The 9,756-nt window shown below is 65.7% G+C and carries 11 protein-coding genes and 1 pseudogene; 7 read left to right on the top strand and 5 right to left on the bottom strand.

Features of this window, described 5'->3' with window-relative positions:
• A partial coding sequence (locus ACFYRY_RS42815; RefSeq protein WP_389158911.1) for a hypothetical protein occupies positions 1-427 on the top strand: 427 nt, incomplete at its 5' end.
• On the opposite strand, the gene ACFYRY_RS42810 is transcribed toward ACFYRY_RS42815, so the two are convergent.
• Positions 416-1,189: a hypothetical protein gene (locus ACFYRY_RS42810; protein WP_389158908.1), complete on the bottom strand. Its 774-nt coding sequence runs from the start codon at positions 1,187-1,189 to the stop codon at positions 416-418. The genes ACFYRY_RS42815 and ACFYRY_RS42810 overlap by 12 nt on opposite strands.
• Positions 1,190-1,521: 332 nt before the next feature.
• On the opposite strand from ACFYRY_RS42810, the gene ACFYRY_RS42805 reads away from it, so the two are divergent.
• From ACFYRY_RS42805 to ACFYRY_RS42795, 3 genes are all read left to right on the top strand, one after another.
• The gene (locus tag ACFYRY_RS42805) at positions 1,522-1,653 is read left to right on the top strand and encodes a hypothetical protein (RefSeq protein ID WP_389158905.1); all 132 of its coding nucleotides are present in this window, start codon (positions 1,522-1,524) and stop codon (positions 1,651-1,653) included.
• A complete protein-coding gene (locus tag ACFYRY_RS42800) occupies positions 1,650-3,095 on the top strand; it encodes a ParB N-terminal domain-containing protein (RefSeq protein ID WP_389158902.1) in 1,446 nt (481 codons plus the stop codon). Before ACFYRY_RS42805 ends, ACFYRY_RS42800 begins: the two co-directional genes overlap by 4 nt.
• A gap of 85 nt (positions 3,096-3,180) precedes the next feature.
• Complete coding sequence (locus tag ACFYRY_RS42795) at positions 3,181-3,627, top strand: hypothetical protein (RefSeq protein ID WP_389158900.1); 447 nt, start codon at positions 3,181-3,183, stop codon at positions 3,625-3,627.
• 292 nt (positions 3,628-3,919) lie between these two features.
• On the opposite strand, the gene ACFYRY_RS42790 is transcribed toward ACFYRY_RS42795, so the two are convergent.
• A complete protein-coding gene (locus ACFYRY_RS42790) occupies positions 3,920-4,996 on the bottom strand; it encodes a serine hydrolase domain-containing protein (RefSeq protein ID WP_389158897.1) in 1,077 nt (358 codons plus the stop codon).
• Positions 4,990-5,565, bottom strand: a complete 576-nt coding sequence (locus ACFYRY_RS42785) for a hypothetical protein (RefSeq protein WP_389158894.1) — start codon at positions 5,563-5,565, stop codon at positions 4,990-4,992. Before ACFYRY_RS42785 ends, ACFYRY_RS42790 begins: the two co-directional genes overlap by 7 nt.
• 288 nt (positions 5,566-5,853) lie before the next feature.
• Here ACFYRY_RS42785 and ACFYRY_RS42780 point away from each other — a divergent pair, with 288 nt between their 5' ends.
• The 3 genes from ACFYRY_RS42780 to ACFYRY_RS42770 all read left to right on the top strand — a co-directional run bounded on the left by ACFYRY_RS42780 (position 5,854) and on the right by ACFYRY_RS42770 (position 7,925).
• The gene (locus tag ACFYRY_RS42780; RefSeq protein ID WP_389158891.1) at positions 5,854-6,390 is read left to right on the top strand and encodes a hypothetical protein; all 537 of its coding nucleotides are present in this window, start codon (positions 5,854-5,856) and stop codon (positions 6,388-6,390) included.
• Positions 6,387-7,283 (top strand): terminase large subunit domain-containing protein, encoded by an 897-nt coding sequence (locus tag ACFYRY_RS42775; protein WP_389158888.1) that lies wholly within the window; start codon positions 6,387-6,389, stop codon positions 7,281-7,283. Before ACFYRY_RS42780 ends, ACFYRY_RS42775 begins: the two co-directional genes overlap by 4 nt.
• 87 nt (positions 7,284-7,370) lie before the next feature.
• Positions 7,371-7,925, top strand: coding sequence for a hypothetical protein (locus tag ACFYRY_RS42770; protein ID WP_389158885.1), 555 nt, complete (start codon positions 7,371-7,373; stop codon positions 7,923-7,925).
• A 94-nt stretch (positions 7,926-8,019) separates the two neighbouring features.
• On the opposite strand, the gene ACFYRY_RS42765 is transcribed toward ACFYRY_RS42770, so the two are convergent.
• Together ACFYRY_RS42765 and ACFYRY_RS42760 are read right to left on the bottom strand one after the other, a co-directional pair.
• A complete protein-coding gene (locus tag ACFYRY_RS42765) occupies positions 8,020-8,868 on the bottom strand; it encodes a hypothetical protein (RefSeq protein WP_389158882.1) in 849 nt (282 codons plus the stop codon).
• 805 nt (positions 8,869-9,673) lie between these two features.
• Positions 9,674-9,756, bottom strand: a pseudogene (locus ACFYRY_RS42760) (transposase); the annotation flags it as partial.

Here is a 9,756-nt window from a genome sequence, read left to right as displayed (position 1 = left end):
TCAGCCACGTGATCATTCTGGCCCTCTGGGACTTCCCGACGCAGCAACTGGGCGACACATCACGACAGGGCGAACGAAGCTTGATGCGGCACTAGTGGCGCGGCGGACCGAAGCCGGTACGCTCTACGGCCAGCGGCAGATCAGCGGCGACTCGTTCGTGGCGGCCGATCGTGAGATCACGGCGAGTCTGAAGTCTGCGCGTTCGCGGCTCCGTTACGCGGAGCAGATGGCCAACTTCTCACTGGGTAACGCCAAGGATCTGGTGAGGTGGTGGAACACCGCGCCGACCGCATCGAAGAAGGCCATCGCCATATTGCTCTTGGAACGCGTCGAGGTGTTTCCCGCGAGCGCCCGCGGTGTCCGGACCGTCGAGCCGGGGCGTGTCGTCCTCCACTGGCGCAAGCTGTCCAACTTGTCAGGTGGCTGAGGGGGCCGCTATGCGCGAGGCGAGCCGCCTGCCGACCATGGCCATGGTCAGTCCGGTGATAAGTGAGATCACGGCGAGTCCGGCAAGGAGCGGCGAGACGACCTCCTCCTGACGCAGCGGCCACGGGTGGCCCAGGTAGTGGGTGACCAGGTATGAGCCCTTGCTGGCCGAGTAGGCCACGCCGAGAAGGGCGGCCGTCGCCGACATGCCGAGGCCGCGAGCCGACCAGGAGTGTCCGCCCCGCCGGGCAACGAGAGCCATCCCCGAGCACAGGAACGCGATCTCACCGCAGGTGATGGCCACATAGGCCAGGTAGACCATGAGGTAGACCGTGACGCCTGGCACCGTGGCGTATTCGGTCGTGAACTCCACGCTCTCATCGGTGGTCTTGACGAACAGCGGCAGCATCAACGCGAGGACACACACTGCGAAGGCGATACGTGCGTACAGGCTCGCCTTCAATACGTCCTGGTTGTACGACCAGTCCACGAGCATGAGCTGAAGACTGCCGCACCACAGGATCGCGCAGAAGTGCGCCCCGAGCTTGGCCGCGTTGTTCATGCCGGTCGCGGATTCGACGAAGTCCTCAATCGGCGGCACAGCGAGGAGGACGCCCAGGGTGCAGACGCCGAACGCCACGGTGCGGGCGAAGCGGGCTATTCGGTATTCGTTTCGAGCGCGCTGGCGCCAGGCCTCTCGGGCAGAGAGTACGGTGCCCGCTAAGCCGAACAGAGCACATAAGCCGAAGATGACGCCGTCCATTTGGTTCAGGTTCCTTCCAGATCAGAGACGGCCCGCTCAGCTGCTTCAGTGAAACTGAGACGCCTCCGCCGGCCTGGCCGCGGTGGTTCGGCAGCGGGATGAACGGGCTCGGGCACCTCTGGGACGGCGTGATCGTTGTGGCCGTGTCGCTGACGGATCTCACGCGCAGCCTCCAGAAGTTCGGCAGCCCCGGCCTCGCCCAGGTCCTGGACAAGTCGAAGTGCCTCGCGGGCGTCTGGGTACTTCTCGTAGGCCATTAGGGAGGTCAGGCCGTTGTAACCGGGGAGTAGGTAAGCTACCGGAAAGTCCAACGCCCGTGCGAGACCGGCAAGTTGGGAGACAGTCGGCTTCGACTTGGCTCCGTTCAGAAGGTCGTCACCAAGTTCGTGGACGACACCAACAGCGACCTCGGCTTCGGCTGGCACGTCCTGCAGCAGGCCCACGACGAGGGCGAGGCGGTATGAGCAGCGCCCCCACCACGACGTTCTACGAGGCGTACCCGCTCGACCGACTTCGCCCCGCCGACTACAACCCGCGCCGCCTCAGCGACGAGGCGTTCGTCCGGCTTCAGGCGTCACTGCGCCGCCACGGCGTCGTGAAGCCCGTCATCCTCAACGCCGACGGCACACTGGTCGCAGGCCACCAGAGAACCAAGGGCCTCCAGGCCATCGGCCTGACGCACACGCCCGCTGTCATGCTCGGCACGAAGGGCAGGTTGCAGGACGAGATCCAGTTCAACCTGCTGCACAACCGAGTCGAGACCGAGGCCAGCATCGTCTACGCCGAGCCCGGCGTCATCGGCGCCTGGTCGTGGATTCCATGGCAGTCCATCCGGGTCGCGGAACGAAAAAACCTCTCCTTCGTCAACGCCATCGGGCACATGACCGCCGGCCACGGCCCCTGGGGCAGCGTCGTCATCGACGACCAGGGCCGCATCGTCCTCAACGCCGAATACGCCGTCGTCGCCTCCATCAACCGCTTCAACCTTCTCGCCTGGACCGTCACGTCCGCCGACGCCGCCCAACTCCACGCCGACCTCACCGGCGAGTACGGCGTCTACGACTGGACCGCCATCGAGAGCAAGGCCCCGGTGTGGAACCAGCACATCGTGCAGCCCAAGAGGCTCCGCAAGTTCTCCTCCAAGGCCAAGGCCGGAAAGCTCGCCTACGGCTCCGAGACCTGGGACCGGCTCGTCACGCCCTGGCTCAAGCCCACCCACCGCGTCGTGGACTTCGGCGCCGGGTACGGCGACTACGCCAAGCACCTGCGCGCCAAGGGCTTCAACATCCACGACTACGAGCCCTACCGCTGCCGGGACGGCTCGTACGCCGTCGACATCCGCGCCGTCGTCGGCATGATCCGCGACATCGACAAGGAAATCCAGGCCAACGGCCTCTACGACGTGGTGGTCCTCGACTCCGTCGTCAACGCCACCACTTCCCTCGAATACCAGCACTGGGTGATGACCACCGTCAACGCCCTCTGTGCGGCGGACGGAGTCGTGTGCCTCGGCACCCGCAACCTCGCCCGCGAACTCCGAGACGAGCAGGCCAAGCGGGTCACCTCCCAGACCGCCACCACGAAGATGAGCTTCCTCGACGAGGACAACGTCGAGATGAACTTCGTGAAGGGCAAATGGCAGAAGCTCCGATTCCACACCCCCGAGACCCTGGAGCCCCTCCTCCGCCGCTACTTCGAGGACGTTCAGGTAACCGACCTCAGTGGCTCCAACATCAAGGCCACCTGCCGTCGCCCCATTGCGCTCCCCGAGGCGGAATACGAGAAGGCATTCGAAGAGGAATTCAACATGCCCTATCCGAATGGTTTCAGGCATGACAGGCATCTGGAATTGGTGGGAAATTTGATAAAATTGGTAGTAGGGAGAAATGAATCTCTCGTCAATTGAACGGGTAAATGGGGAACGGATGTCACAGCGAATACAGGTGCAAATCGAATCACGCACTCGGTACCACATTATGTGGCTGGCAGGCGTGCGGCACGTAGCCCTCGACCAGCACTGTCTGCGCAGCTTCGGCCAGCCCGACCGCTCCCGGCTCGACATCAGCCGCCGGCACCAGACCGTCGAACTCCCCGAGCACAACCCGCCGCTGGCCTGGTACCTGTGTGCGCTGCCCAGCCCCTGGGAGTGGAGCGACAACGCGCACCTGGCCTTCGAAGGTGCGCCGGGTGAGCAGTGGGAGGGGCCCGCCCTGGTGCCCGGCTTGTTCGTGCGCCTCGACAATGCTCGCCCTATCACTGGATGGGGCGAGGACAGCATCCCTGAGAGCGAACCACGCCGGAAGTCCTACCGCTTCCGCACCTGCCGCAACTACCAGTTCGCCTGGTGGCTCCGGACGGAGCGCAAAGCGCCGAACGCTCCACCCGAGTACGTGCCGCCGAAGAGGCATGGCGAGGGCGAGCAGATGTCACTGATCTGACCTCGGCGGGGTCCGTGTAGCAGCATCCGGCCTGGGCACAACTACTCAGCAGAAAGTCGCCATTGATGTACCAGGAGGTGTCAGCCAGGGCCTGGTACATGGCGGCCAGGTTCGGATCTTCCTCGGCAAGCCTGCGGCCTAGTCCCGCAGGTGATCGCCGACCGTCGACGGGGCGTACAGCCAGCCGTCGTGCCCGACGTGCACCCCTGGCTCACCCTGCGCGACCGTCCAGGAGGCGGCGACGCTTCAGGAGTAGCTGGCCTTTGGTTTTTGTCAGCCATGAGACTCTGCCTCAGAAGAGATCCACCGCGGGCCAGTCGGAGATGTGGTCAACTATCGTCCACATGAGGCTGTCGAGGTCGGTGCGCATCGTGTCGAGCTCAGCGTCGTTACGGGTGTTCACGAGCACCGCCCATCCCTTTCCGCTGCTGGTACGGACCATGACCGATGCGGTGCCGGGAACATCGCCAGCGTGCCACCGGTTGCCTGCCGCGTTGGTGGCCCACCCTTTTGCGTATCCGCTGGCGCCGGCGGTTGTCGGTGTGCACATAGTCGTGATGGATCCCGCCGACAGCAGGTCTGGCTTGGTGGGGAAGCCATCCACGCGTACGAGGAAGCGCATCAGATCGGTAGGCGATGCAGTCCAGCCGCCGTGGGCGTCCATCCGGGAGATGCGTATGCCATATGGGCTGACTGCACCCTGCTGCAGGTAGATAACCTCGTTGATGCGCCGGTCGGCCAGGGTGTCGCCTGCGATGTGCATGTCGGTGATCCCGCAGCGGCTCAGCACGTGTCGGCGGACGGCGTCCGTGTAAGGGAGTCCGGTCACTGCTTCGATGACCCGGCCCAGCAAGCAGTACCCGAAGTTGAGATACTCGAAGGTCGTCCCAGGCATGTGCATGAGAGGCTCGGCGTCCAGCATCCGGTCAATAAGCTGCCCCTGCGTCAGCTCAAGGTGCTGGAACATTGGGTCCTGCGACCGTGTCCATCCGCTGGTGTGTTCCAGGAGATGCTGAACGGTGATTTGGTCGATACCTGGACGGTAGGGCTGTGTGCCGAACCTGGTGCCCAAGATGCCAGCCGACCCGAGGACGCCGTCGCTGAGGCGGAGTTGCCCCAGCTCGATCAGGCGGAAGACGGCGACGGCCGTGATGGGCTTGCTGACGCTGGCGATACGGAAAAGATGTCCCGGAGTGACGGGTTCGTTCGTCGCCGGGTCCGAAGCGCCATATCCCCTAACGAAGACCAGACGGCCCTGGTCAGTGAGAGCCACAGAGGCGCCCGGTACGCCATGGCGGGTCATGAATCCCATTACCGTGCTGTGGATGAGGGTTTCGTCACCGTCGCTGAGGCTGGGCTTGTTCAGCACCGGAAAATGGTTCCCCCTACCTCATGGGCCACGGCTTCAGCCACATCGAACCAGGCCACGTTGTACCGGTCAGCCTGCCCGTGCGTGACGTGCCACCTGTTCATGTTGCAGTCAAGAAGGAAGGCACTGAGATACATCGACCACACCAAGCCGCCGGCGCTGTTCCTGAAGAACACGTTGTTGGTCATGCCGTAGGGTTCGCCGTTGAGGCCCCGCCCGGTACGCCATCCATGTGATGTGGCCAGGTAATCAAGGTTGACGACGACGAGCGGCCTGCCAGTTTGTGGGTCGTTCAGTTTCATCGCCGTGATTGTCAGATTATCGAGTGTGCCCACCGGCTGATGGTCGGCGGTGAACAGTTGGCCAGTGAACGCCCACGTCTTGACCGCTGCATTTACGGTGGGAGCGAGATCTTGCGTTTGCCCCAGTCCGAAAACCTTGGCGACTGTGGAATCCAGGTCGAGCTCCTGTATGTGGGGGCTCGCCCCGTTTGCCGGGACAATCTCATAGTCACACAGTGCGAGCGGCTGCTCCTTCGTGTAACTCTGCCTTTGTGCCTGACTGGTCATCTCTTGAATCTCCTTGCCTGTGGATCGTGGCCCCCGCGTGAACTGGCAAGCACCAACCACGCAAAAGCGCGTACTGGACCAGCCTGCTCGCCATCGAACCCGCATGCATCCGCAGTAGGCCGTTTGGGTGAACAGGGTGGGGCGGCATCCGGTCGCGGGCCTCTGACGAAGGAGCGGATACGGACCGGCGCCAGCGCGGGTCTCAGACACCACACCAGGCCAGCCGCAGCGAAGTGGGATCATGGACTCGGGCGCGGGGGCGCACCCGAGCTGTGAAGGACCCCCGCCGTGGGACGCCCCGACAAAGCCGCGCGTGCGGCCATCGCGCGCCGCCGCTCGGACGCCATCGATCTACGTCTCGCCGGCGTGGACTGGTTGACGATCGCCCGCAAGCTCGCCGCCGACCCGACCGTCAACTCTGACGGCATCGCCTACCCGCAGGGCTACGGAGTCGATCGGTACCGAAAGAACCAGGACCCGCCCACCAACGAGGCCCTGATTCACGCTGCCTGCCGGGATGTCCGCACCGCACTCGCCGACCGCCGCGCCGAACTCAACGACGACGTAGACGAGTTGCGCGCACTGGAAGCCGACCGCCTCGACCGGCTGTTCTTCGTCGCCTACAAGAAAGCCGTCCGCGACCAGGACCTAGCCGCCATCGACCGCACCCTGCGGATCATGGAGCGCCGCGCACGGCTGCTCGGCCTCGACATGCCCGTCCGCACGGAACTGTCCGGCCCCGACGGCGGACCGGTCCAGGTCGAAAACGTGACCGTCGACGAACTCGATGCCCTGATCGCGCTCACCGATCCGGACGCCGAATGACCCCGCGCGACCACGAAAGCGTCATAGCCCACTACAAGACCCTTCCACCGGCGCAGCGCCGCACCATCGCACGGGCCGCATCGCCCACGCTGCGCGCCGAGTTGATGCGCGTCGAACGCAAACTCGCCATGGACCGCTCGCCAGGTGCACTCGCCGCCGTCCTCACCGGCGGGCGCGAGATGCAGGCCCCGCACCTGGATCTCATCGACCAGGCGTTCATCGACATGGCCGCAGGCCGATGCGACCGCGTCATGCTGACCATGCCCCCACGGCACGGCAAGAGCCGACGCGCCTCCCGCTGGGCGCCCCTCTGGTACCTGCGGCGCAACCCCGGCCACCGCATGATGATCGCCAGCTACTCCGCCGACCTGGCCGACGACCACGGCCGGTGGATCAGGGACGCCATCAACACCTGGGGCGACGACCTCGGGATCCAGCTCAAGGCAGGCAGCCAGGCCGCCAACCGCTTCGACATCGTCGGTGGCGAAGGCGGCCTCCTCGCAGCCGGTATCGGCGGCGGCCTCACCGGACGCGGCGCACACATCGCCATCGTCGACGACCCGGTGAAGGACATGGCCGACGCCGACAGCCCCACCATGCGCAAGCGCGCCTGGGACTGGTGGACCTCCGTACTGCAGACCCGACTCGAACCCGTCGGCGCCATCTGCCTCATCCAGACCCGATGGCACGAAGACGACCTCGCCGGACGCGTCCTCGCCACCGAGCGCGACGCCTGGCGCGTCATCGACCTGCCCGCCATCGCCGACAGCCTCGACGACCCGCTCGGCCGCGCTCCTGGCGAGGCGCTGTGGCCCGAACGCTTCGACGTCACCCATCACGTCAAGACCCGCAAGCGAGTCGGCGAACGCGTCTGGGCCGCGCTCTACTTGTAGAAGCCCCGTCCGCCGGAGGGAGGCGTCTGGAGGCGGGAGTGGATCGATACCGCCCGTATCAACGCTGTCCAGTTCTCCGGCCTCGATATGGCGCGCATCGTCGTCGCCGTCGACCCCGCCGGCGGAGAGTCCACGGTCGGCGACGAGACGGGCGTCATCGGCGTCGGCCGCGACTTCGACCGGCAACTGTACGTCCTGGCCGACCGATCCGGATCTATGGGCGCCAACGACTGGGGCTTGGCCGCATGCCGTCTCGCCCTCGAACTCAAGGCCGACGCGATCGTGGTCGAGAAGAACTACGGCGGCGACATGGCGCGGCAGATCGTCACCCAGGCATGGGAGCAGCTGCGCCGCGAGGGCGTCACCAAGGGCCTCCTGATGCCCATGATCCTGGAGGTCACCGCCAAGGTCGGCAAACGCCTGCGGGCCGCCCCCGTGGCGCAGCTGTACGAACAGCAGCTCGTGCACCACGTCGGCGAATACCCCGACTTGGAAGGGCAGATGGTGACCTGGGTCGAGGGAATGGACAGCCCTGACCGCATGGACGCCGCCGTGCACGGACTGACTGAACTGGCCGACCCTGACCAGCTCGACACCCTGCCCACCGACACCGATGACGACCGCTTCGACGGCCGCCGCTGAACAGGCGAGGGCAGACGTACGACCGCAAACGGCCCCAAGAGGAAACGGCCCATGAGGATATGGCCCCTGGTGACCTGCCTGGGGACTTGCTGATCTACGGGCTGTCCCTCTCCACGCGCAGCGGCTCGTCAGCGACCAGGCGGGCAGCGATGTCCTGTGCTTCCGGGAACGCGGAGGACGTCAGTCGCAGCCCGGCGTGACTCATCGCCGCGGTAACGCGCTCCGCCAATTCCTTGTGTTCTGCGTCTGGAACGCTGCTGAGGTTGAGGGAGAGCCAGAGCCGAGTGTCGTCGCCCTGCGAGACGAGGACCGGGCCCTGAGGGGGAGTACAGGAAATCGCCGCGTCTGTCAGCGCCTGGACGACTTCGTCCCGTAGTTCGGCTGTGCTCCGCTGGTCGACGGCGCGCGTCGCAGCGTAGATCGCGGTGCACAGTGCATCCGCGGCGGGGACTGCCGCGCTGACGGAGATGCTGAACGGCCCCATAGTGACGGTGTCGGTGACCGGGTCGTAGCCGAAGCTCCAGAAGTCGCGGGCCACGTCGCGCGGGTCAGCAGTCTTGCGGGCGTCTTTCTGCGGCCCGCTGCCCCCACCGCGGGCCCAGTCCTCGAAGTGAGTGAGGCCGTCGCGGATGTGCTTGATGTTCGGCAGGGCGTCAAGGAAGACCTGCTCGGCGTCATGGAGTGCGGTGACCACCGCGGGATCCATGCCGAGGTCTGTCAGAGCGATCCGTTCTAGCTTGACCGCGGCGAGGAGCTGGCGCAGGGCGACGACCAGTGTTCGTGCGTCGATCTGCCGGGAGCTGAACCAGCCGACTTGGACGTCGTCACCGTGCATGCGTGCCACGGTCAAGGCGACTGTGGCACGCAGCCAGCTCGATTCCGAGAGCGCGATTGAGTAGGGATCGTCCGCTGGGGACCAATCATCCGGCAGGTTGCTGTTCATGACGGAATCTTCGACCGCGGAACCCTCGGCTGCTGGGAATTTCCGGATCCCGAGGGACTGGGAACTGCGGAAGTCCGGCGTAGAAGACGTCTCGTAGGCTGGAGGCGCGGCGCGGGGCCAACTGCCGGAGGGGCACTGTGGGCCTGCGCGAGCTGATCACCGACGTCTGGAGCTGGCTGGACTACAAACCAGCCATGGCCGACCCGCGCCGACCGGGCCGTAACACCTGGGCGGAACTCACCCGATCCTGGGTGCCAGACGAAGACCTGCGACGCCTGGCCGCCTACCGGCTCCTGGCCGCGTACGACTCCAACCAGGCCGGCCAAGTCGCCGCCGTGACTGGCGATGACGAGGCGGGCATCGAACGGAGGGAACTCGGCGACGCCTCCAAGCTGGTCGACACCGCGCTCGGCTACCTCCTCGGCTCCCAGCAGGTCATCAGTGTCGCGGGTGCAGAGCACACCGACGACGAGCCGACCGCCGAGGCAGTCGCGGCGCTGGCCGTACAGGACAAGCTGAGAGCCTGGGCGGAGAAGGAAATGCTGCCGCTGCGCCTTCAGCAGGCCGAGCGAACGGCGATCCTGCTTGGCGACGCCGTCTACACCCTGGCTTGGCATCCCGCGAAAGGCAGAGTCCTACTGCGCACCTGGGACCCCGGCCTGTACTTCCCCGAGTGGCCGGAGGACGGAGAGCAGGACGGCGCCGAGTTCCCGCTGCGCGTTCACCTGGCGTGGGAGCTGCCTGAGGACAAACGGCGCGGGCTCAAGGCGAGGCTTCGGCGGGTCACCTACGAACTAGTGCCGCATCAGGCAACGTTCGCCCTGTTCACCACGTCACGGAGGCGGTCGTCGGCAGCATGCTTGTTGCGCCAGATGATGTAGCGGCGGA

This window comes from Streptomyces sp. NPDC005263 (genome assembly GCF_042872365.1).
Lineage (GTDB): Bacteria > Actinomycetota > Actinomycetes > Streptomycetales > Streptomycetaceae > Streptomyces.
Note: the sequence above shows the minus strand (reverse complement) of the source record. Positions and strands in the feature narration are given on the sequence as shown.